Origin of the sequence: Amycolatopsis dendrobii, assembly GCF_014145675.1 — a bacterium.
Classification (GTDB): domain Bacteria; phylum Actinomycetota; class Actinomycetes; order Mycobacteriales; family Pseudonocardiaceae; genus Amycolatopsis; species Amycolatopsis dendrobii.
The window spans coordinates 1-23,120 of record NZ_JACGZW010000029.1; the positions used below are offsets into that span (position 1 = coordinate 1).

Here is a 23,120-nt window from a genome sequence, read left to right on the forward strand (position 1 = left end):
GTTCGCGTCCGCTCGGGCAGCGCGCGAGGCGGCTGAGGTCCGCCCGCGCGAGGTTGCTCCGAACGGGCCCGTAGGATAGTCAATCGGCCCTCGTACGGAGGGCCTTCCTCAGAATTCCAGAGTTGTCTATGGCAGGAGGCCAGGTGTCCGAGTTCGGTCGACGTGACTCAGCGGATGAGGGGTCCGGTCGGTCGGCTCGCCGCGACCAGGACTCCCGCGGCGGCCGGTCCGACGCGCCCCGGGGAGACCGGCGCGGCGCGCGGCAGGACCGCGGCGGGCGGGACAGCCACCAGGGCCGGCCCCGGCGGGACGATCGCGGCGCACGCGGGTCCGGCGGGTTCGCCGGCCGCCCCGGCCGCGGCGACGGCCCCCGCGAGAACCGCGGCTACGCCGGGAAACGCGACGACGACCGCGACTTCCGCCCCCGCGGCAAGCGCGAGTTCGACCGGCCGCAAGGCAAGTCTTACGGCGACCGTTCCGGCGGGAAGCCCTACGGCGACCGCTCAGGGCGTCCGGAGGGACGCTCGTCCTACGGTGATCGTCCGGAGGGGAAGTCCTACGGCGATCGCGGCGGGCGGCCGCAGGGGAAGTCCTCGTACGGGGAGCGGTCCGGCGGGCGCTGGAACGACGACCGGCGCGGCGGCGACGACCGGCGCGGTCCGGGCGGATATCGCGGCAAAGACTCCCAGGGCGGCGGGTTCCGCGACGATCGGCGCGGGTCCGGCGGGTTCCGGGACAACGACCGCCGCGGCGGTTACGGCGATCGCGACAACCGGGGCGGCAAGCCCGGCGGATACCGCGACGATCGCAGTGGCAAGCCGGGCGGCTTCCGGGATGACCGCGGCGGCAAGCCGGGCGGGTACCGGGATCGGGACGACCGCGGGCCGCGCGACGGTGGGTTCCGTGGCGGGAACCGGGGATCCGGCGGATTCCGGGACGATCGTTCCGGCGGGAACCGGCGCGACGACCGCGGGTTCCGCAACGATCGCGACGAGCGCCGGGACAACCGTCCGGGCGGGTTCCGCAACGACCGCCGCGACGAAGGCGGCTATCGCCGGGACGACCGCTCCGGCGACCGCCGCGACAACCGGCGGGACGACCGTTCGGGCGGCTTCCGCAATGACCGGCGCGACGACCGCAGGGACGACCGGTCCGGCGGGTTCCGCAACGACCGGCGGGACGAAGGCGGTTACCGCGGGGACCGGCGGGACGACCGCTCCGGCGGATATCGCAATGACCGCCGGGACGAAGGCGGTTACCGCGGCGATCGGCGGGACGACCGCTCCGGCGGATTCCGCAATGACCGCCGGGACGAGGGCGGCTACCGGGGCGAGCGGTCCGGCGGGTTCCGTCGCGACGACCGGGCCGGCGACAGGCGACCTGGCGGGGATCGCCGGGACGAGCGTTCGGGCGCGTTCCGGAAGGACCAGCGCGACGGCGGCTTCCGGAACGAGCGTCAGGACGAGGGCGTCCGCGGGCGGCGCGACGAGGCCGAGGAGACCTCGTCGGCAGCGGTCGAGGAATCCGCGGTGGTCGACGAGGTGATCGCGGGCTCGGGCGCCGCTGACGTCGAGTCGGGTGCGGGGGACCGGCGCGAGAGCGTCGAGGCTGCTGAGCGCCAGGAACGGCGTGACGCGGAGGACCGTGGCGAGCGGCAAGACCGCTACAACCGCAGCGATCGCGACAACCGGGGCGGCAGGGACAACCGCGACAGCCGCAACGACCGGCGCGACCGCAGGGACGAGCGTCCCCGCGGCAAGCGCCCGGTGACCGTCGAGGAGCAGGACGCGGCACTCGCCCGCGAACTGCTCGAAGCGCCGGAACTGCCCGAGGACATCGAGTTCTCCGACCTAGACGAAGAAGTCCGCCGGGAACTGCGGACCCTGCCGAAGGGCCTCGCCGAGACCGTCGGGAAGCATCTGGTCGCCGCGGGCGGGCTGGTCGACGAGGACCCGGAGGCGGCGCTCGAGCACGCCCGGTACGCGAAGACCAAGGCGTCGCGGGTGCCGATCGTCCGCGAAGGGCTCGGGCTGGTCGCCTACCACGCGGGCAACTGGCAGGAAGCGCTGTCGGAACTGCGCGCCGTCCGGCGGATGACGCGCAGCGACGAGCACATCGCGATCATCGCGGACGCCGAGCGCGCGCTCGGCCGTCCGGAGCGCGCCCTCGACCTCGCCAAGGAGACCGACAAGGAACGGCTCACCAAGGCGACCCAGGTCGAGCTGGCGATCGTCGCGGCGGGCGCGCGGCGCGATCTCGGGCAACTGGACGCGGCGGTCGTGTCATTGCAGGGGCCGGACCTCCAGGCGGCCAAGCGCGATCCGTGGAGCGCGCGCCTGTTCTACGCCTACGCCGACAACCTCGAGGCTGCCGGGCGCAAGGAAGAGGCCGTGCAGTGGTTCCTCAACGCCGCGGAGGCCGACGCCGAGGACGAGACCGACGCCGCCGAGCGGGCCGCGGACCTCGCGAACGAGGCGAACGCGAATCAGGCGGACGGTTCCAGCGAGTCGGATGACTGACGTGGCTTACGACGCGCTGCTGTTCGATCTCGACGGCACCGTCTACCACGGGCCGCAGGTGATCGAGGGCGCCGCGGAAACCGTGGCCGCCGTGCGCGAGCAGGGCACGGCGGTCCGGTTCGTGACCAACAACGCGTCCAAAGCCCCGTCGGCGGTCGCGGAGCATCTCCGGGACCTCGGGATCTCCGCGGACACCGAAGAGGTGCACACGAGCGCTCAGGCGGCAGCCGGACTCCTTCGGGACCGGCTGGCCGCCGGCTCGAAGGTGCTCATCGTCGGCACCGCCTCGCTCGGCGACCAGATCTCCGCGGCCGAACTGGAGCCGGTGCGGACCGCGGGTGACGACGTTTCCGCGGTGGTGCAAGGACATTCGCCGGAAACCGGGTGGGCGGACCTCGCCGAGGCGAGCATCGTGATCCGGGCGGGCGGGCTGTGGGTCGCCACGAACACCGACACCACGCTGCCCACCGAACGCGGGCTGATGCCGGGCAACGGGTCGATGGTCGGGGCGCTCAGGATCGCCACCGGGGCGGAGCCGGTCGTCGCGGGAAAGCCGCAGCCGCTGTTGTTCGAGACGGCTGCGCGGTCGGCGGAAGCGAAGCGTCCGCTGGTGGTCGGGGATCGGCTCGACACCGACATCGCGGGTGCGGTCGCGGCGGGGCTCGACTCGTTGTGCGTCCTCACCGGCATCGCGACTCCCGCGACGCTGCTCACCGCCATTCCGGCGGAACGGCCGACGCATCTCGGCGCGGACCTCGCCGCGCTCGCGCGGCCGGTGGACGAATTGCGCGTCGGGAAGCAAACCGGCTGGGAGATCAGCGAAAGCGACGTGCTGACCGTCCGCGGCGAGGGGGACAAGCTCGACCTGCTGCGCGCGCTGTGCGATTCGGCGTGGCGCACCGGGGTCGCGCAGGTGCGCGCGGACGGCGACGCGGCCGCGGCGGCGGTAGCCGGGCTCGGGCTGGCCTGACTGGTAGTTTGGGGCTGTGCACCCGAACGTTCCGCGGCCGGTTCCCGGACCCCCGCCGATCCCCGGACCCGGCCCGCAGCAGACTGACCCGCGGGCGGGCATCGACGAGGCCGTCGCCGGGCTCGACGACCTCGACACGCTGCCGCCCGCCGAGCACGTGGACCGGTTCGAGGCCGTGCACACCGAGCTGACCGTGGCCCTGTCCAGCATCGACAAGGTCTGACCGGCGTGGCCAAACGGGCCAGGCTCGACGCGGAACTCGTGCGGCGCGGACTCGCCCGCTCCCGCGAACAAGCCTCCGCGCTCATCACCGGCGGCAAGGTCACCGTGCGCGGCATGGTCGCCACGAAACCCGCCACCGGCGTGGAAAACGACGCGCCGATCGTCGTGAAGGACGAGGACGACCCGGGCTGGGCGTCGCGCGGCGCGCACAAACTCCTTGGCGCGCTTGAGCGTTTCGGTCCGGAAGGACTGACTGCCGAAGGCCGCCGCTGTCTCGACGCGGGCGCGTCCACCGGCGGGTTCACCGATGTGCTGCTGCGAAACGGGGCGGGCGAAGTCATCGCCGCCGATGTCGGGCGCGGGCTGCTCGACTGGAAGCTGCAGACCGACGATCGCGTCGTGGTCCTCGACCGCACGAACGTCCGCAACCTGACGCCGGACGTCCTCGGCGGCCAGGTGGATCTCGTCGTCGGCGACCTTTCCTTCATCTCGCTCAAGCTCGTGCTGCCCGCGCTCGCCGAGTGCGCGCGCGACGGCGCGGATCTGCTGCCGATGGTCAAACCGCAGTTCGAGGTCGGCAAGGACCGGCTCGGCAGCGGCGGCGTGGTGCGCGATCCGGAACTGCGCGCCGAATCCGTGCTGGGCGTGCTCGCCGAAGCCGCGAAGCTCGGCCTGTCGCTGCGCGGGGTCGTCGCGAGCCCGTTGCCCGGGCCCTCCGGGAACGTCGAATACTTCGTGTGGCTCCGCAAAACGGAGCCGGAAGAAGCGGGCAGCGAAGCCGTCGAAAACGCCGAACGGCTCGTGCGCGCCGCAGTCCAGGAAGGACCCCAGTGACCGCCGAACGTGAAGTGCTCCTCGTGGTGCACCCCGACCGGGACACCACCCGGGAGGCCGCCCGCGAGGTGTCCCAGCGGTTCGCCAAGGCCGGGATCCGGCTGCGCGTGCTCGACGAGGACGTCCTCCAGCTGATCGACCCGGACGGCTGCATGGCCATGCCGTGCACCGTTGTCGCGCCCGAGCACAATCCGGCCGAGGGAGCCGAACTCGTGTTCGTGCTCGGCGGCGACGGGACCCTGCTGCGCGCGGCGGAACTCGCCCGCCCGGCCGAGGTGCCGGTTCTCGGCGTCAACCTCGGCCGTGTCGGCTTCCTCGCCGAGGCCGATTCGGACGCGCTCGCCGACGCCGTCCAGCGCGTGGTCGACCGTGAGTACCACGTCGAAGACCGGATGACCGTCGACGTCACCGTCACCGCCGACGGCGCCGAGATCTACCGGACCTGGGCGCTCAACGAGGCCAGCGTCGAGAAGTTCAGCCGCGAGCGGGTGCTCGACGCGCTGATCGAGGTCGACGGCCGCCCGGTGTCGTCTTTCGGCTGCGACGGCGTGCTGTGCGCGACGCCGACCGGCTCGACCGCGTACGCCTTCTCCGCGGGCGGCCCGGTGCTGTGGCCGGACGTCGAGGCGCTGCTCGTGGTGCCGAGCAACGCGCACGCGATGTTCTCCCGCCCGCTGGTCGTCTCGCCCGAATCGGTGATCACCGTCGGCATCGACCCGAAGGGCCCGAAAGCGGCGCTGACCTGCGACGGGCTGCGGTCGTTCGACCTGCCGCCGGGCGCGCTCGTGCGCGTCGTCTGCGGCACGCGGCCGGTCCGGCTGGTGCGGCTGTGGGACGGCGTGTTCACCGACCGGCTGGTGTACAAGTTCGGGCTGCCGGTGCGCAGCTGGCGCGACCGGCGCTCGGGAGACCGCTGAGCGCGACGCGCCCGCACAAGTGTTCGACCAGCGAAAAGAAGAGTTAGCGGACCTCGGACGCACAGAACGTCGGTGCGGGCCGCTACCGTATGCGTCGTGCTGGCCGAGATGCGCATCCAGGGCCTCGGAGTCATCGAGGAAGCCCTGCTGGAACTGCACGCGGGCTTCACCGTGGTCACCGGTGAGACGGGTGCGGGCAAAACCATGGTCGTCACCGGGCTGCATCTGCTCTCGGGCGGACGGGCCGAGGCGTCGAAGGTCCGGAACGGGATGCTGAAGGCATTCGTCGAGGGCCGGTTCACCGTGGGCAAGGACGACGCGGCCGCCCGCATCGTCACCGACGCGGGGGCCGATGTCGACGAGGACGGCAGCGTCATCGCCCTGCGCACGGTCGCCGCCGACGGGCGCTCGCGCGCGCACCTCGGCGGCCGGTCGGTGCCGGTCGGGGTGCTGTCCGACCTGTCCGAGCAGGTGATCGCCGTGCACGGGCAGAACGACCAGCTGCGGCTGCTGCGCCCCGCCGAGCAGCGCGCGGTCATCGACCGGTTCGCCGGCGAGGACGTCGGGCGGCCGCTCGCCGCGTACCGCCAGGTCCGCGAGGAATGGCTGGCCGTGATCACCGAGCTGAGCGAGCGCTCCAACCGTTCCCGCGAGATGGCGCAGCAGGCGGACCTGCTGAAACACGGGCTGAACGAGATCGACGCGGTCGCCCCCGAACCGGGCGAGGACGTCGAGCTCACCGAGCAGATCAAACGGCTCGCCGCGGTCGACGAACTGCGCGCGATGGCCACCGAGGCGCACGCGGCGGTTTCCGGCGCGCAGGACGGCGATCCGGACGCCCCGGGCGCGCTCGGCCTGGTCGGCGAGGCAGTGCGGCGGCTGGTTTCGGCGGAGGACTCCGTGCTGCGCGACCTCGTGCCGCGGCTGGAGGAGGCCTCCACGCTGCTGAGCGACGTCGGCGCGGAGCTGGGCAGCTACGTCGAGAATCTGGACGCCGACCCGGCGCTGCTGGAGAAGGTGCTCGCGCGGCAGGCCGATCTCAAACGGCTCACCCGCAAGTACGCCGCGGATGTCGACGGCGTGCTGGCGTGGGCCGAAGACGCGCGCCGGCGGCTCGAATCGATGGACACGTCCGAAGAGGCCTTGGCCGCGCTGGCGTTGCGCCGCGACGAGCTGGCTGTGCAGCTGGTCGCGCACGCCACCGAGGTTTCCGCCGCGCGCGGCAAGGCGGCCGCGGAACTGGCCACGGCGATCACCAAGGAGCTGTCCGGTCTCGCGATGGGCCAGGCGGAGCTGGAGATCACCGTCGAACAGCGGCCGGCCGAACACGGTGACAGGCAGGCGCTCGCGATCGACGGACACGCGGTGCACGCGGGCCCGGACGGCGTCGACGAAGTGGAACTGCTGCTGCGCGCGCACAACGGCGCGCCGCCGCTGCCGGTGCACAAAGCCGCTTCGGGCGGTGAGCTGTCGCGGGTGATGCTGGCGATCGAGGTTGTGCTGGCGCACGCCGACACGGTTCAGACGCTGGTGTTCGACGAGGTCGACGCCGGGGTCGGCGGCCGGGCCGCGGTCGAGATCGGACGGCGGCTGGCGCGGCTCGCGCGCACCCACCAGGTCCTGGTGGTCACGCATCTGCCGCAGGTCGCCGCGTTCGCCGACCAGCATCTGGTGGTGGACAAGGGAACCAGCGGCGGCGTCACGCGCAGCGGCGTGAAAACGCTCGACCAGGACGACCGGGTGCGCGAGCTGGCGCGGATGCTCGCCGGCATGGACGGCACCGAGACCGGCCGCGCGCACGCCGAGGAACTGCTTGCCACGGCGGAGAAAGACAAAGCGAAGAACACCGGCGCGAAGCGCAAGCGCGCGAAGAAGGGCTGAGGCGGATTCCATGACCTGGGCCACGCTGGCCGACGTCGAAGCCGAACTCGCCCGCGCGCGGCGGGAGGACGATCTCGACCGTTTCCTCGCACTCCTCGGCGACGAGGAGCTCTTCGTGCCGATCCACCGCGACGAGGCGCAGCGGCTCGCGCAGGACCGGACCTGGTCGCCCGCGAAAGTCTGCTGCGCGCACGGCGGCGAACCCTCGCTGCAGGTGTTCACCCGCGGCGCGCTGCCGGATTTCGGCGCGGACGTGGTGTTCCTCAGCGGTGACCTCGACTGGGCCACGCACGGTCTCGGCGAAGAGGAACAGGTCGTGTTCAACCGCGGCACCCTCGGCGAATGGCGGGTGCGCGCGGCGGCCGTGCTGCCCTGGGTCGACGCGAACCCGCACCGGGTCACCGCGGTGGAGCAGCAGGTCGAACGGCTTTACACGGCCCGGTACGGACTTCTCGACGGTCCGGTCGCGCACGCGCTCGCGTGCGGCGCGCACCAGGCGGTGCTGTCGGCCGAACCGTGGAACGTCCTCGACGCGCGCTACCACGACTACGTCGCCGAGGTCCGCGGCCTGCGCGACTGGTGGGGCGTCGCGGACGCGGCGGGCTGGCGGGCCGCGATGGACCGGCTGCTCGGCGATTCCTACCAGCTCACCACCGGAAACCTCGTGCTCGTGCTGCGCGCCCGCTCCGGGCTCGCGCTGGACGTCTACGGCTGGGTCGAACTGGTCCGGCAGTGGTGTGCCGACAACGACGCCGAGGACCAGGCCGGGCCGCTCGTCGACGCGGTGCGCCGGATCGTCCGGTACGAACAGCGGTTCCGGGCGGACGGCCTGCTCGAGCCGGACGGCGTGGTGGACAGCATCATCGGCTGGGACGTCGGCCGCGCGGTCGAATTGGCGCGCTGGGGGCTGGCGGTCGGGTACTGCGACGCGCTCACCGCGGAATTGATGGTGCTGGAGGCGGGCGCGATCGCCCGGCGCTACCACGGATCCTGGGCGGAATTGTCCACCGGATACGTGCTCGGCAGGCTGCTCGCGCTCGACGGCGAGGAATTCGGGCCGGAATACGTATCGGCCGCGCGCGTGCGCCACCGGTTGCTGAACGATCCCGCGAGCCCCTGGTCCAACCTCGATTTCGAGGCGGGCGGACCGCACAGTTAACCCCGGCTCCGCACCTCGCGCGACATGGCTCACCACAACGAGTCATGTCCGCTTCGGCGCGTCGGCTCCGCACCCTGGCACAAATTTGTCACCATCAGCCACATGAAGCTCACTGGTCTTCTCGCGCGGAACCAAGAAGCCCTCCCCGGCGTCATCGGTGTCGCGCGGGTCGACCGGCGCACGCGGGAGCTGCTGCGCCGGGTCAGCGCGGGCGACATCGTCGTGCTGGACCAGCTCGACCTCGACCGGGCCACGGCCGACGCGCTGGTCGCCGCCGAGGTCGCCGCGGTGGTCAACGCGTCCCCGTCGATTTCCGGCCGGTTCCCCAACCTCGGCCCGGAAATCCTGGTGGCGGCGGGCATCCCGCTGGTCGACTCGGTCGGCGGGGACCTGCTGCGCAGCGTCAAGGACGGCACGAAGCTGCGCGTGCACGAGGGCGCGGTCTACCTGGGGGAGCGGCAGCTGGCGACCGGGGTCGAGCAGACCTCGGAAAGCGTCGCCGACCAGATGATCGAGGCCAAGGCCGGGATGTCGACCCAGCTGGAAGCCTTCTCCGCCAACACGATCGAATTCCTGCGCCGCGAGCGGACGCTGATCCTCGACGGCGTCGGCGTGCCGGAGCTGAAGGTCCCGGTGCGCGACCGGCACGTGCTGGTCGTCGCCGCGGGCAACGGGCACGCCGAGGACCTCAAGAAGCTCAAGAAATACATCGGCGAGCACCGGCCGGTGCTGATCGGCGTCGACGCCGGCGCGGACACCCTGCGCGCGCAGGGCTACCAGCCGGACGTCATGGTCGGCGACCCGACCGGGATCGGCACCGCGACGCTGCGCAGCGGCGGCGAGGTCGTCGTCCCCGCGCAGCCGGACGGGCACGCGCCGGGCGTCGAGCGGATCCAGGACCTGGGCATCGGCGCGGTCACCTTCCCCGCGTCGGGCAACGCCGAGGACCTCGCCCTGCTGCTGGCCGACGCGCACGGCGCGAGCCTGGTGGTCACCGTGGGATTCCAGGCCACGCTGCGGGAATTCCTCGACCACGGCCGGTCCGGGTCGAACCCGTCCACGTTCCTCACGCGGCTCAAGCTCGGCACGAAGCTGGTCGACGGCAAGGCCGTCGCGACGCTGCACCGGGCGAGGGTGTCGCTCGGCGCGGTCGCGCTGCTCGTCCTCGCCGCCATCGTCGTCGTCATCGCCGCGCTGCTGGTCTCCGACGTCGGCTCCGTCTATCTCGAGTGGATCCAGCACACCTGGTCCACGTTCGTCGCCTGGGTGAAGGGTCTCTTCACGTGATTTCCCTGCGGTACCACATCGTTTCCATCACCGCGTGCTTCCTGGCGCTGGCCGTCGGCGTGGTGCTGGGCTCGACCGCGCTCAACGGTTCGCTGCTGTCCGGGCTCGCGGACCAGAAGAAAGACCTCGGCACGCAGGTCGCCGATCTCGAAGCGCAGCGCAACTCGCTCAACGCGCGGCTGTCCGACGCGGACGCGTTCGCCGGGACGATGGGACCGAAGGTCGTCGCGGGCGCGCTCGACAAGCGCAGCGTCGTCATCGTCACCACGCAGGACGCGCGCCCGGCCGACCGCGACGCGCTCAAGAAGCTCGTCGGCCAGGCCGGCGCCTCGGTGACCGGCGAACTGCAGCTGACCAACGCGTTCACCGACCCGGCGAAGGCCGACCAGTTGCGCGACGTCGTCACGCGGCTGCAGCCCGCCGGGGCGAAGTTCCCGACCGCGGGCGACTCCGGCACGCTCGCCGGCGCGCTGCTCGGTTCGACGCTGCTGCTGGACAAGGCGAGTGCGAAACCGCAGTCGAGCGGCGACGAACTCGCCGCCGCGCTCGGCGGGCTGACCGACGGCGGTTTCGTGAAGCCGAGCCAGGGCGTGCAGCCCGCGCAGCTGGCGATCGTGCTGACCGGAGCACAGCAGACCGGCGACGGCGCGGGGGACCGGGCCGCGACGATCGCGCGGTTCGCCGCGCAGATGGACCGCTCCGGCGCGGGCACGGTGCTCGCCGGGGACCCGGGTTCGGCAGGCGGCTCCGGCCCGATCGGGGTGGTGCGCGCGGACACCTCGGCCACGTCGATTCTGTCCACTGTGGACAACGCGGACTCGGCGGCGGGCCGGGTCGCGACCATTCTGGCGTTGCAGGAGCAGCTCAACGGCGGTTCGGGGCGGTACGGCATCGCGGGCAACGCGCAGGCGATCGCGCCGGGCGTGGCCGCTTCGGGGAACTGAACGAGAGACTTTCCGCCTCCCGCACAACAGTCGGCGGCGGTGCCGGATTCCCTTCGAGGGTGGGGGAATCGGGGGCCGCCGCTGACTTGTGTGCGGGCTGTGCGGCGGCAGGTTTCCCGCGAGAGCGAGGAAACCCGGTGCCGCCGCTGGCTTGTGCGGGCTGCACGGCTGGCCCCCTTAGCGGGAATCCAGTGCCGCGCTGAGTCGCCGAAAGGCGATGCGGCGGCGGCACCGGTTCCCCTCGGGGTGGAGAATCCGGTGCCGCCGCCGTTATTCATGCGCCTGCCGCGGGGTCAGCAGGTGCCGTTGTCGGCCCAGACCGACGCGCTGCCGGGCGTTTCGCCGCGCGTCCACCACTTGGCGGACCAGCGATGGCCGTTGTAGGACACGACCGCGCCCGCGTTGTAGGACTGGGAGGTGTTCCACGCCGCCGGGCACGCGGTCGTGGGACCGCCGCCGCCGGAGCAGGCTCCGTTGTCCGTCCAGACGTCCGAGGTGCCGGGCTGCTCGCCCTGCGTCCACCACTTCGCCGTCCAGGTGTGGTTGTTGTACGACACGACCGCGCCGCCGTTGTAGACCTTGCCCGAATCCCAGGCCGCCGCCGTGCACTGGCCGCCCGGCGGAGTCGTCGGGGTGGTCGGAGTGGTGGGCGTGGTCGGGGTCGTCGGAGTGGTCGGGGTCGTGGGAGTCGTCGGCGTAGTGGGCGTGGTGGGCGTCGTCGGGGTGGTCGGCGGCGGGCCGGAGCAGCCCTCCGTCGGCGCGGCGAGCCCGTCCACGACCGCGTGGAACAGCGTCGAATCGGGGTCGAGGTCGTAGAGCGAGAACATCATCGCGCCGCCGAGGCCGTTGCAATGGATGTAGTCGGTGCGCGCCTTGATCGACTGCTTAGACGAACCGCCGTAGAAGCTCGTCCCGTCGTAGAACCACGCGGATTGCGTTGTCGGGTCCCAGAACGTGGTGGCCGGGTTGTCGACCACGCCGGAGAGTTCCTTGTACATCGCGACGCCGGGCACGTTGCCGCTCAGCGGATGCGGAGCGGACGGACCGGTGGCGGTCTGGTAGAGCCCGTGGTTCGAGCCCGCCGGAACGCCGGTCCAGCCCCGGTAGTAGAACGGGATGCCCAGGGTCAGCTTCGACGCCGGGAACCCGCCGGGAATGCCGTACGCCGGATCGCCTTGCGTGTACGCCTTCATCACCTGGTCGATGGTGTACTTCTCGGTGCCCGGCGGAATGGGCGTGGACGGGTCGTTCGGCGAGGGGTAGAGCGGGTCCTGGAAGTTCGTCGGACCGGTCTTGTCCCACGCGCCGTGCATGTCGTAGGTCATCGGGTCGGCGAAGTCCATGTACTGGTGGATCTTGTCGGTCTGGATCTTCGCGATCTTGTCCTGGCCGCCGGGCAGGGCGGCCGAAAGCGCGTAGTGCTTGCCCAGTGCGTCCAGCTGGCCGCGGAACTCGGCGAGCAGCGAGGTGAAGTTCTGGGTGTCGTTGGGGCTGTAGTGGTTGCCCGTGTGTCCGCCGGGGTGCGCCGGGTACTCCCAGTCGATGTCGAACCCGTCGAAGATGTTCGCGGCGGTGCCGGGGCCGCCGAAGCCGCCCGCGTTCGGGATGTTGCCCTTGATGAACATGTCGATGCAGGAGCTCACGAACTTCTTGCGGGAGGCGTCCGTGGCCGCGGCGTCGGAGAAGTACTTCGAGTAGGTCCAGCCGCCGAGCGACAGCAGCACCTTCAGGTTCGGGTGCCGCGCCTTGAGTTCCTGCAGCTGGTGGAAGTTGCCGACGATCGGCATGTTGTAGGTGTCGGCGGTGCCGTCGACGCTGATGTCCGAGCCGAACGACTTCTGGTAGTCGGCGAACTGGTCGCCCGCGCCGTCGCCCGCGTTCGGGTCGTCCTCGCCGCCCGGGTCGGGGGTGGTCGCCTTGGTCGTCTCGAAGCAGGTGAGGTTGGTCGGGTCGATGTTCTCGAAGTCGTAGAGCAGGTAGTCGATGTTGTCGGCGATCTTGTCGACGTTCTTGAGGTAGTAGGCGTTCTGGTAGATGCTCCATTGGTCGAAGTAGGCGATGCGCAGGCCTCCCGAGGAGGGCGCGGGCGTCGCCGTGGCCGGGGCGGGCCGGGCCAGGATGGTGAGACCGGCCACGACCACGGCGGCCAGGGCGGCGCAGGCCACGGCCAGCGGTCTCAAGGTCCGGTGGGGCATAAGGATTCTCCCTCGCACAAGCGAAGTCCGCTCGCCGCACCGGAATGCGCGGCGAACGTCGGACATCGGGTGATCACTGCAGGAGCGGGGGCCGGCCCGTAGTCGAATGTGAACCAGGGCACAGCCGGAGTCAATACTGTGGACTAGACCAATTTCCGAGCCTGGGCGTTTTGTGGTGAAGTGTCCGGAAAGGCCCGACGAACGGCCTGTTCCAAGCGGGGCGAGTGGTCCGGTGCCGCGGGGCGGCGCCGGTTCACCCGTACGGGTGTGGTTGACCCGACACCCGTCCCGTGCGGCATCAGGCGAGTCTCAGGAAGATCATGGGTGGCTCACAGCTGCGCACGAGAGCCTGGCACCATGAGCGCCAACGACCCCGGGAGCACGGCCGAACGATGACCACTACCGAGATCCCGCTCGTCCGTGCGGACGAGCCGGCGCCCGCCAAGCCGACGCACCTGCGGCAGCTCGATTTGTACCGCGTCGTGACGTTCGCCCTGGTCATCCTCATCCACGTGATCGGCTCCACGACGTTCCCGCAGGACGTCGTCGCCGACGCGTTCCAGACCCCGCTGCACCTGACCCGCGAGGCGTTCTTCGCGCTGACCGCGTTCGTGCTCGTGTTCGGCTACCGGGACCGGCCGGTGGCGACCGGCAAGTTCTGGCGCAGGCGGTTCCCTCTGGTCGCGGTCCCGTACGTGACCTGGACGGTCATCTACCGGGTCTATTCGCTGATCACCTCGGACCAGCCGTTCGGGTCGATCGGCGCGCAGCTGCGCACGCTCGGGCTGGACCTGCTGACCGGGAACGCCTGGTACCACATGTATTTCATGCTGGTGACGCTGCAGGTGTACCTGTTGTTCCCGCTGCTGGCCAAGATGTTCGACCTGATCCGCCGCCGTCCGTGGACGGTGCTGGCGGTGTCCGGCGCGATCCAGGTCGCGGTCGCGATCTTCATGAGCTACCCGCCCGCCGCGCTTGGCTACGGCTTCGTCAGCAAGTTCTTCGCGACTTTCCTCGTGTACCAGTTCTACATGCTGCTCGGCGCCGCGGCGGCGCTGCACTTCGAGGCGGTGCACGCCTGGCTGCGCACGCACGCGCGCTGGGTGCTGCTCGCGATGGCAGGCGGGCTCGCGATCGCCGAGACCGGCTACTTCGTGAGTGTCCACTTCGGAGAGTGGCCGGAGATGGCGTCGGACGCCTTCCGCCCGTACCTGATCCCGTGGTTCGTCGCGGTGATCGCCGGGATCTACCTCGCGGGCGCGCGCTGGGCGGAGAGCAGGCAGCGCGGCGGAAGGTTCGTGTCCTGGGCGGTGAACCGGTCGTTCGCGGTGTTCCTGACCCACCCGATCGCGATCGCGGTGCTGGACCCGCTGTTCGTCTTCGTCGGCGACCGCTACGGCGCGCCGTGGACGACGCTGGTGGCGTACCCGGCGACGGTGGCGCTGACCTTCGCGATCGTCGAGGTGCTGCGGCGGCTGCCGTGGAGCAAGGCGCTGACCGGACGCGCCCGGGTGCCGGTGCGGGCCTCGGTCTGAAGGGTCACCCGCCGGGCCAGGTGCGGTGCTTGTCGAGCGGACGCGCGTAGGACCCGGCCCGGCTGGTGCGCAATCCCAGCGCCACCAGGGATTCCGCGAGCCGGACCGCGGCGGCGACCCCGTCGATCACCGGAACGTCGAGCATCGCCGACATCGTGCGGTCCAGCCCGGTCATCCCGGCGCAGCCGAGCACGAGCACCTCGGCTCCGGCGTCGCGCGCCCGCAATCCCGCGGTGAGCAGGGCCGATTCCGTTCGTTCCTCGTCGCGCAGCTCCAGCACGCTGAGCCCGGTGCCGACGACCGCGACGCAGTTCCGGTCGACTCCGGCCGAGTGCAGGCTGTCCTCGATCAGCCCGCACGTGCGGTCCAGCGTCGTCACCACGCCGTACCGGCGGCCGAGCAGCCCGGCGAGATGCGCCGCGGCCTCGGTGATGTCGACCACCGGCACGTCCAGCAGTTCCCGCGCGCCCTCGCGGCCGTGCTCGCCGAAACCGGCGAGGACGACCGCGTCGAACGTTTCCCCGGTGGTGCGCAACAGGTCCAGCACCGCCGCGGCGGACAGGAAGCTGTCCAGCCAGCCCTCCGCCGATTCCGGGCCCCACTTCGGCGTCAGCGCGACGATCTCGGTGCCGGGACTGGCCGCCGCCCGCGCCCCGGTCTCGATCTCCTTCGTCATGGCCTCGGTGGTGTTGCAGTTGGTGACGAGGATCCGCATCAAGCCCTCCGCTGGCGGTACGAAACGGCGTAGTAGAGCACCCCGGCGCCGGCGGTGCCGAGGAACCAGGAGTACGGCGCGGCCGGCGCGAAGAACGGCACCAGCGCGATCACCGCGGACAGCACGGCGCACGGGAAGAACGCGGCCATCGCGCGCGGATTCACCTTGGGGTACTTGCCGTCCCGCACGAACAGCTGCTCCACGTCGACCTTGCCGCGGCGGATCAGGTAGTAGTCGACGATCATGATCCCGAACAGCGGCCCGAGGAACGCGCCGAGCCCGCCGAGGAAGTAGTTGACCACCACCGGCGACGAGTACAGCTTCCACGGCAGCACGCACAACGCGGCGACGGCGCTGATCATCCCGCCGACGGTGAACGAGATCCGCTTGGGCCAGATGTTGGCGAGGTCGTAGGCGGGGGAGACGAAGTTCGCGACGATGTTGACGCCCATGGTGGCGATGGCGAAGGTCAGCGCGCCGATGATCAGCACCGGGGTGTTGTGCACGCGGGCGAGCAGTTCGGCCGGGTCGGTGATCGCCTCGCCGAACACTTGCAGGCTGCCCGCGGTGACGATCACCGACAGCAGCGCGAAGGCCGTCGAGTTCACCGGGAGACCCCAGAAGTTGCCGCGCCGCACCGTTTTCTGGTCCGGGGCGTTGCGGGAGAAGTCGCAGAAGTTGAGCATCAGCGTGCCGTAGGTGGACAGGATCAGCCCGGCCGCGCCGAACCACTGCCGCACCTGCTCGCCGCCGGACAGGCGGCGCGGGCTGCTGGTGAACGAGATGTGCCAGTGGCTCGCGGCGAGGATCCAGACCGCGAGCGCGATCATCACGATCCAGATCAGCGGGCCGCACCAGTCCTGGAACTTCCGCACCGCCTCCATGCCGCGGGTCAGCACGAGCGCCTGCACCAGCCACAGCGCCACGAAGCAGATCCAGCCGAGCGCGTGCAGGCCGAGGAAACTGTGCTCGGTCAACGGTTTCAGGCCGGGGTCGATCGCCAGCACGAGCAGGGTGATGGCGACGCTCGCGAGATAGGTCTGGATGCCGTACCAGAAGATCGCGATCACGGCGCGGATCAGCGCGGGCAGGTTCGCGCCGAACGTGCCGAAGCTGATCCGCGCGACCACCGGGAACGGGACGCCGGTGCGCTGCCCGATCCGGCCCATCAGGTTCATCCCGAAGAAGATGATCACGAACCCGAACAGCAGCGCGGTGAACACCTGCCAGGCCGAGAGGCCGAGCACGAACAGGCCGGCGGCGAAGGTGTAGTTGCCGAGGTTGTGCACGTCCGACATCCAGAGCGCGAAGATGTCGTAGACCTTCCAGCGCCGTTCCTTGGCGGGCGCGAGGTCCTCGTTCCACAGCCGGGGGTCGGGTTCGGTGGTGCTGGTCGCGCTGGTTTCGGTGGACGGGGCGTGCGTCATTGCAGACCTCCGGGCTACGTGCCGGCAGCTTTGGGATCCCAAACTTGGGATCCCAAATATCGCCCCGCGCGGCTGCTGCGTCAACCCTCTTCCCGATAAGCTCGGCGATGTCCGGTATCGGGGAGAGGGGTTCAGGTGGGCGTCACGCAGCAGCGGCAGCCGCTCGCGGCGACGCGCGCCCGGGTGCTCGACGAACTGCGGGAGCGGATCCTGACCGGGCGGCTGAAGCCGGGGGACCGGCTGGTCGAACGCGAATTGGCCGAGGATCTCGGGGTTTCGCGGGTGCCGGTGCGCGAGGCGATCCGCAGCCTGGAATCCGAGGGGTTCGTGGTCGTGCCCACGCCCCGTCGGGTGGTGGTGCGGCAGTTGGCGCGGGTGGATGTCGAGGAGCTCTTCGACGTCCGGGAGGCGCTGGAGAGCCTCGCCGCCGCGCGCGCGGCGGAACGGGCGGGGAAGCCGGAGATGCGGCGGCTGGAGCGGCTGCTCGCCGAATCCGCGCGGGTGACCCAGGGTGGTGACGGCGCGCGGATTTCGGAGGCCAACAGCAGGCTGCACGACGAGATCATCGCCATCGCGGGCAACCGGCTGCTCACCACGATGCTGCATCCGCTCGAGGGTCAGCTGCGGTGGCTGACCAGCCAGAACGAGCACTGGGGCGCGCTGCTGGACGAGCACCGCCGCCTGGTGGAGGCCATCGGCTCCGGCGACGTGGAGCGGGCGCGCGAGTACGCCGCCGAGCACGTCCGGGTCAACCGCGCGGTGACGCTGCGCGACCTGTTCGGGGACGACGAGCGGGACGAGCGCCCAGCGGGCTGAGCTCCGGCCGACGCGGACCTGAGCGCGGCCGGGTCGTCGTGAGTAAGGTGACCCTAACTTCGAGCGGAGGGGGTCGCCGGTGGCGCACGTGCAGGGCGAGCCGGAGTGGGTGTCCACAAGGGACGGACGACGGCTGTACGCGATGGTGCTGCCCGGGCCCGGCTCCGGGCCGACGGTCGTGTTCGAGGCGGGGGCGGCGGCGAGCCGGTCGTCGTGGGGGCTCGTGCAGCCGCTGGTCGGCGAGTTCGCGCGGGCGGTGGTGTACGACCGGTCCGGGCTCGGCCGCAGCGCGCCGGATCCGTCCGGGCGCACGCTGGACCGGATGGCAGGCGATCTCGTCGACGTGCTGAGCCATTTCGGGCCGGGGCCGTACGTGCTCGTCGGGCACAGTGCCGGGGGACCGATCGTGCGGCTCGCCGCGTCCCGGACGTCCGCTCAAGTCTCCGGGCTGGTCCTGGTCGATCCGGCCGACGAGGCGGCGGAGGTGCTGTTCTCGCCCCGGTTCCGCGGCATCGAACGGAAACTGCTGCGCACGGGCCGGATCCTCGCGGCGGCCGGATTGCTGAAGTTCTTGTACCGGCCCATGGTGCGTGCCGCTCCCGGGGACGTCCGGCGGGATCTGGTGCGGGAAGGCTTTACGCCGCAGGTGTTGCGCACCCAGACCGAGCAGGCGCGGACCTTCCTCGACGAACTGGAAGCTTGGCGCAAGAACCCGCCGCCGTCAGGCGACTGGTCGGTGACTGTGGTGTCCGGCGGCCGCGCAGGGGACGGGATGAACGCCGCGATGCGCGCGGAGGCGAATGCCGCGCACGCGCAACGGGTTTCGTCCGGGGGACGGCACCGGATCGCGGAGAAGTCCGGACATCTGGCGCCGGTCACCGAACCCGAGGTGGTGGCAGAGGAGATCCGCCGGTTGCTCAGCTGACGGCGTCGCTCCACGTCTCGACGAACTTCGGGAACGTCTTGCCGACCGTTTCCGGGTTCTCGACCAGCACGCCGGGCACGCGCAGGCCGAGCACCGCGGCGGCCATCACCAGCCGGTGGTCCTCGTAAGTGCGGAAAACACCGCCGTGCATCGGGGCGGGAGTGATTTCCAGCCCGTCCTCGAGTTCGTAGACGCCCGCGCCCAGGCCGGACAGTTCGGTCGCCAGCGCGGTGAGCCGGTCGGTCTCGTGGCCGCGCAGGTGCGCGACTCCGGTGATGCTCGACGGGCTCTCGGCGAAGCACAGCATCGCCGCGATGACCGGGGTCAGTTCGCCGACCTCGTGCAGATCGAGGTCGATGCCGGGGAACGCGCCGCCGCCGGTGACGACCAGGCCGTCGTCGTCCAGTTCCGCTTTCGCGCCCAGTTCGGCCACCAGGCCGCGCAGCCAGTCGCCCGGCTGCGTGGTCTGCTTCGGCCAGCCGTGCACCCGGACCGTCCCGCCGCCGACGACCGCGGCGGCCACGAACGGGGCCGCGGTGGACAGATCCGGCTCCACCACGTACTCGGGGCACGACAGTTTCGCCGGCTCCACGCGGAATTCCGTGCCGGAACGCTCCACAGTGGCCCCGAACCGGCGCAGCATGTCCAGCGTCATCGCGATGTGCGGTTCGCTCGGCGGGGCTCCGCCCACCAGCCGCACGGTCACGCCCTGCTCGAACGCCGGGCCGGCGAGCAGCAGCGCGGACAGGAACTGGCTGGAGGCCGACGAATCGAGGTCCACCCGGCCGCCGCGCAGCCCGCCGGTGCCGTGCACGGTGAACGGCGGCGCGCCGCGTCCGCCGTCGTCGATCCGCGCGCCGAGCTTGCGCAGCGCGGCCAGCAGCGGGCCGATCGGGCGGCGGCGGATCGCCTCGTCGCCGTCGAACTGCACCGACGCGTCGCCCAAAGTGGCGAGCGCGGGCGTGAAACGGGCGACAGTGCCCGCGTTGCCGAGCGTGACGGTGGTTTCGTCGCCGCGGCCGCCGATGGTGCCCAGCGGATGGACGAGGAAGCCGTCGATGGTCTCTTCCGAAAGCGCGCCCAGCGAGGCGAGCGCGGCCAGCATCAGCCGGGTGTCGCGCGAATCGAGCGGATGGCGCACCCGCGTGGGGGCGCTCGCGAGCGCGGCGAGCACGTAGGCCCGGTTGGTGATCGACTTCGATCCGGGGACGCGCACCGCGGCGTCCAGCGAGGCGCCCGCGACCGGGGCGGTCCAGTGGTCATCGCGGATGTTCGTCACGCCGCGCAGCCTAGCGCGGGGCGGGTGAACCGATTCCGCCGCGCCGGGAAGAGGCGTCGGCGAGCGGATCGCGGCGAGTGGGATATGCTGGCGGCCCGTGGGACTTCAGTCGCGGGCTACCAAGTATGTCTTTGTCACCGGAGGCGTTGCCTCCTCTCTGGGTAAGGGTCTGACGGCGTCCAGCCTCGGACAGCTGCTCACTTCGCGCGGACTTCGCGTCACGATGCAGAAGCTCGACCCGTACCTCAATGTCGACCCCGGGACGATGAACCCGTTCCAGCACGGCGAGGTGTTCGTCACCGACGACGGCGCCGAGACCGATCTCGACATCGGGCACTACGAGCGCTTCCTCGACCGCTCTCTCGACGGCAAGGCGAACGTCACCACCGGACAGGTGTACTCGGAGGTGATCGCCAAGGAACGCCGCGGCGAGTACCTCGGCGACACCGTCCAGGTGATCCCGCACATCACCGACGAGATCAAGGCGCGGATCACCGCCGCGGCCGGGCCGGACGAGAACGGCGTCGCGCCGGACGTGGTGATCACCGAGGTTGGCGGCACGGTCGGCGACATCGAGTCGCTGCCGTTCCTCGAGGCGTGCCGCCAGGTGCGCCACGACGTCGGCCGGGAGAACTGCTTCTTCCTGCACGTGTCGCTGGTGCCCTACCTCGCCCCCTCGGGCGAGCTCAAGACCAAGCCGACCCAGCACTCGGTCGCCGCGCTGCGCAACATCGGCATCCAGCCGGACGCGCTGGTGTGCCGCGCGGACCGGGAGATCCCGGACGACCTCAAGCGCAAGATCGGCCTGATGTGCGACGTCGACACCGAGGCGGTCATCGCCTGCCCGGACGCGCGCTCGATCTACGACATCCCGAAGGTGCTGCACGGCGAGGCGCTCGACGCGTACGTGGTGCGCCGGCTCGGCCTGCCGTTCCGGGACGTCGACTGGACGGTGTGGGGCGACCTGCTCGACCGCGTGCACAACCCGAGCGAGATCGTCCGGGTCGCGGTGGTGGGCAAGTACATCGACCTGCCGGACGCGTACCTCTCGGTCACCGAGGCGCTGCGCGCGGGCGGGTTCGCGCACCGCGCCAAGGTCGAGATCGTCTGGGTCGCCTCGGACGACGCGCAGACCGAATCCGGCGCGGCGTCCGTGCTGTCCGATGTGGACGGTGTGCTGATCCCGGGCGGGTTCGGCATCCGCGGCATCGAGGGCAAGGTCGGCGCGATCCACTACGCGCGCACGCACGGCGTCCCGCTGCTCGGGCTGTGCCTCGGCCTGCAGTGCATGGTCATCGAAAGCGCGCGGAACCTGGCGGGCATCGAGGACGCGAACTCGGCCGAGTTCGACGACAACACCAAGCACCCGGTGATCTCGACCATGGCCGACCAGCGCGACGTCGTCGCGGGCGAGCGCGACATGGGCGGCACGATGCGGCTCGGCGCGTACCCGGCGAAGCTCAAGGCGGGTTCGCAGGTCGCCAAGGCGTACGGCACCACCGAGGTGTCCGAGCGCCACCGGCACCGCTACGAGGTGAACAACGCCTACCGCAAGCAGATCGGCGACGCGGGACTGGTGTTCTCCGGCACCTCGCCGGACGACCGGCTCGTCGAGTTCGTCGAACTGCCCGCGGACGTGCACCCGTTCTTCGTGGGCACCCAGGCGCACCCCGAGCTGAAGAGCCGCCCGACCCGGCCGCACCCGCTGTTCAGCGCGTTCGTGAAGGCGGTCGTGGACCGCAAGGTCGCCGAGCGGCTCCCGGTCGAGCTTCCCGAAACGCCTGTGGCGGCTCGGTGAGCGCGCCCGGCACGCACGAGTTCTCCGTCGCCGGCAGCACGGTCGTCCACGTGGGACGCGTCGTCGGCCTCCGGGTCGACGACGTCGTGATGCCCGGCGGGGAGACCGCCAAACGCGAGGTGGTCGAGCACCTCGGCGCGGTGGTGATCGCGGCGCTGGACGGCGAGGACAACGTCACGCTCGTCCACCAGTACCGGCATCCGCTCGGGCGCAGGCTGTGGGAGCTGCCCGCCGGGCTGATCGACAAGCCGGGGGAGGACCCGGTCGACGCGGCCCGGCGCGAGCTGGCCGAGGAGGCCGGGCTGGCGGCGGCGAGCTGGGAGACGCTGGTGGACGTCGCGGCCTCGCCCGGGTTCACCGACGAGGTGGTGCGCGTGTTCCTCGCGCGCGATCTGTCCGAAGTGGACCGTGACGTGCTCGGCGAGGAGGAGGCCGACCTGGTGGTGCGGAAGTTCCCGCTCGCCGAGGCGGTCCGGATGGCCCTTTCCGGCGAGCTGGTCAACGGGGCGACCGTCTCGGGCGTGCTGTCCGCGCACGCGGTCGTGACCGGGGCGGCGGAGACGCGCCCGGCCGACGCGCCGTGGCAGGACCGGCCGTCGCGGTTCGCGCTCCGACTGGCCGAGGGCTGAATTTCCCGGTTCTGTCGGGGCGCCGTCCTAGAGTGGCGGCGTGAATGATGCGGGTGTCGAGGTGCGAGGCGCGATAGCCACGTACCTCGACCACCTCGTCGTCGAGCGCGGCACTGCCCGCAACACCCTCGACAGCTACTCCCGCGATCTCCGCCGCTACGCCGCGCATCTGGAAGCGGCTGGGATCGTGCGGCTGGCCGAGGTCACGCCCGCGCACGTCACCTCGTTCGGCGCCGCGCTGCGCGAGGGCGACGAAGAACACCAGCCGCTGGCGGCGTCGTCGGCCGCGCGGGCGCTGGTCGCGGTGCGCGGGCTGCACAAGTTCGCGCACGCGGACGGGCTCACCGAACACGACCCGGCGCGCGACGTCCGTCCGCCTGCCGCGGCGAAACGGCTGCCCAAGGCCCTGCCGGTCGGGGACGTCCTCAAGCTGCTCGACACTCCGCCGCCGGACGGCGAACGCGCCCTGCGCGACCGTGCGCTGCTGGAACTGCTCTACTCGACCGGAGCCCGGATTTCCGAGGCGGTCGGGCTCGACGTGGACGATGTGGACGACACCGAGCGCACAGTCCTGCTCGACGGCAAGGGCGGCAAGCAACGCCTGGTGCCGATCGGCCGTCCCGCGCTGGAAGCGCTCGACGCGTACCTGGTTCGCGCCCGCCCCGCGCTCGCCGCGAACGGCCGGGGCACCTCGGCGATCTTCCTCAACGCCCGCGGCAGCCGGCTCTCCCGGCAAAGCGCGTGGCAGGTGCTCAAGGACACCGCCGAGCGGGCCGGGATCACCGCGGCGGTGTCGCCGCACACCCTGCGCCACTCGTTCGCGACCCACCTGCTCGAGGGCGGCGCGGACGTCCGGGTGGTGCAGGAACTGCTCGGCCACGCTTCGGTGACCACGACCCAGGTGTACACGCTCGTCACGGTCACGACGCTGCGAGAGGTCTACGCCACCGCGCATCCGCGCGCGCTCGGCTGAACGCTCAACGCGTCCTAGAGCCTTCCCACGCTGCGGTGACTCGGCCCGTGCGGCCCGGCGCGGCGCTTTGCCGGTGCTCCGGAAATCCGCATAGG

19 protein-coding genes are annotated in these 23,120 nt (G+C 71.4%); 15 read left to right on the forward strand and 4 right to left on the reverse strand.

The window, feature by feature from the left end:
* Nucleotides 1–143: 143 nt before the first annotated feature.
* The 9 genes from H4281_RS46045 to H4281_RS44510 all read left to right on the forward strand — a co-directional run bounded on the left by H4281_RS46045 (nt 144) and on the right by H4281_RS44510 (nt 10,733).
* Nucleotides 144–2,519, forward strand: a complete 2,376-nt coding sequence (locus tag H4281_RS46045) for a hypothetical protein (RefSeq protein WP_246412836.1) — start codon at nt 144–146, stop codon at nt 2,517–2,519.
* A complete protein-coding gene (locus tag H4281_RS44475) occupies nt 2,512–3,489 on the forward strand; it encodes an HAD-IIA family hydrolase (RefSeq protein WP_182896856.1) in 978 nt (325 codons plus the stop codon). Before H4281_RS46045 ends, H4281_RS44475 begins: the two co-directional genes overlap by 8 nt.
* Before the next feature lie 16 nt (nt 3,490–3,505).
* On the forward strand, nt 3,506–3,712 hold the full coding sequence (locus tag H4281_RS44480; RefSeq protein WP_009079580.1) for a hypothetical protein: 207 nt from the start codon (nt 3,506–3,508) through the stop codon (nt 3,710–3,712).
* 5 nt (nt 3,713–3,717) lie between these two features.
* The gene (locus H4281_RS44485; RefSeq protein WP_312872296.1) at nt 3,718–4,545 is read left to right on the forward strand and encodes a TlyA family RNA methyltransferase; all 828 of its coding nucleotides are present in this window, start codon (nt 3,718–3,720) and stop codon (nt 4,543–4,545) included.
* Nucleotides 4,542–5,462, forward strand: a complete 921-nt coding sequence (locus tag H4281_RS44490) for an NAD kinase (protein WP_182896857.1) — start codon at nt 4,542–4,544, stop codon at nt 5,460–5,462. Before H4281_RS44485 ends, H4281_RS44490 begins: the two co-directional genes overlap by 4 nt.
* 96 nt (nt 5,463–5,558) lie before the next feature.
* Nucleotides 5,559–7,343, forward strand: a complete 1,785-nt coding sequence (recN, locus tag H4281_RS44495; protein ID WP_182896858.1) for a DNA repair protein RecN — start codon at nt 5,559–5,561, stop codon at nt 7,341–7,343.
* Between the two features lie 10 nt (nt 7,344–7,353).
* Nucleotides 7,354–8,502, forward strand: a complete 1,149-nt coding sequence (locus H4281_RS44500) for a DUF1266 domain-containing protein (protein WP_182896859.1) — start codon at nt 7,354–7,356, stop codon at nt 8,500–8,502.
* Nucleotides 8,503–8,604: 102 nt separating this feature from the next.
* Nucleotides 8,605–9,789: a putative cytokinetic ring protein SteA gene (gene steA, locus H4281_RS44505; protein ID WP_182896860.1), complete on the forward strand. Its 1,185-nt coding sequence runs from the start codon at nt 8,605–8,607 to the stop codon at nt 9,787–9,789.
* Nucleotides 9,786–10,733, forward strand: coding sequence for a copper transporter (locus H4281_RS44510; RefSeq protein WP_182896861.1), 948 nt, complete (start codon nt 9,786–9,788; stop codon nt 10,731–10,733). The genes steA and H4281_RS44510 overlap by 4 nt, the downstream gene beginning before the upstream one ends.
* Nucleotides 10,734–11,026: 293 nt before the next feature.
* On the opposite strand, the gene H4281_RS44515 is transcribed toward H4281_RS44510, so the two are convergent.
* Nucleotides 11,027–12,928, reverse strand: a complete 1,902-nt coding sequence (locus H4281_RS44515) for a glycosyl hydrolase family 18 protein (protein ID WP_182896862.1) — start codon at nt 12,926–12,928, stop codon at nt 11,027–11,029.
* A gap of 392 nt (nt 12,929–13,320) precedes the next feature.
* On the opposite strand from H4281_RS44515, the gene H4281_RS44520 reads away from it, so the two are divergent.
* A complete protein-coding gene (locus tag H4281_RS44520; RefSeq protein ID WP_220508807.1) occupies nt 13,321–14,463 on the forward strand; it encodes an acyltransferase in 1,143 nt (380 codons plus the stop codon).
* Between the two features lie 4 nt (nt 14,464–14,467).
* Here the strand turns inward: H4281_RS44520 and H4281_RS44525 are convergent, their stop codons facing one another.
* Both H4281_RS44525 and H4281_RS44530 read right to left on the reverse strand, forming a co-directional pair.
* Complete coding sequence (locus H4281_RS44525; RefSeq protein ID WP_182896864.1) at nt 14,468–15,178, reverse strand: aspartate/glutamate racemase family protein; 711 nt, start codon at nt 15,176–15,178, stop codon at nt 14,468–14,470.
* Nucleotides 15,178–16,605 (reverse strand): NCS1 family nucleobase:cation symporter-1, encoded by a 1,428-nt coding sequence (locus tag H4281_RS44530; protein ID WP_182896865.1) that lies wholly within the window; start codon nt 16,603–16,605, stop codon nt 15,178–15,180. Before H4281_RS44530 ends, H4281_RS44525 begins: the two co-directional genes overlap by 1 nt.
* Before the next feature lie 135 nt (nt 16,606–16,740).
* On the opposite strand from H4281_RS44530, the gene H4281_RS44535 reads away from it, so the two are divergent.
* Complete coding sequence (locus tag H4281_RS44535; RefSeq protein ID WP_182896866.1) at nt 16,741–17,421, forward strand: GntR family transcriptional regulator; 681 nt, start codon at nt 16,741–16,743, stop codon at nt 17,419–17,421.
* Between the two features lie 79 nt (nt 17,422–17,500).
* Nucleotides 17,501–18,346: an alpha/beta fold hydrolase gene (locus tag H4281_RS44540; RefSeq protein WP_182896867.1), complete on the forward strand. Its 846-nt coding sequence runs from the start codon at nt 17,501–17,503 to the stop codon at nt 18,344–18,346.
* Here the strand turns inward: H4281_RS44540 and aroA are convergent.
* On the reverse strand, nt 18,339–19,625 hold the full coding sequence (gene aroA, locus H4281_RS44545; RefSeq protein WP_312872297.1) for a 3-phosphoshikimate 1-carboxyvinyltransferase: 1,287 nt from the start codon (nt 19,623–19,625) through the stop codon (nt 18,339–18,341). The two genes, H4281_RS44540 and aroA, sit on opposite strands and share 8 nt — an antisense overlap.
* A gap of 97 nt (nt 19,626–19,722) precedes the next feature.
* Here aroA and pyrG point away from each other — a divergent pair, with 97 nt between their 5' ends.
* The 3 genes from pyrG to xerD are packed head-to-tail and all read left to right on the forward strand — an operon-like array spanning nt 19,723 to nt 23,025.
* The gene (pyrG, locus tag H4281_RS44550) at nt 19,723–21,423 is read left to right on the forward strand and encodes a CTP synthase (RefSeq protein WP_182896868.1); all 1,701 of its coding nucleotides are present in this window, start codon (nt 19,723–19,725) and stop codon (nt 21,421–21,423) included.
* Nucleotides 21,420–22,052, forward strand: coding sequence for an NUDIX domain-containing protein (locus H4281_RS44555; RefSeq protein WP_182896869.1), 633 nt, complete (start codon nt 21,420–21,422; stop codon nt 22,050–22,052). The genes pyrG and H4281_RS44555 overlap by 4 nt, the downstream gene beginning before the upstream one ends.
* 40 nt (nt 22,053–22,092) lie before the next feature.
* Nucleotides 22,093–23,025, forward strand: a complete 933-nt coding sequence (gene xerD / locus H4281_RS44560) for a site-specific tyrosine recombinase XerD (RefSeq protein WP_182896870.1) — start codon at nt 22,093–22,095, stop codon at nt 23,023–23,025.
* Nucleotides 23,026–23,120 lie beyond the last annotated feature (95 nt).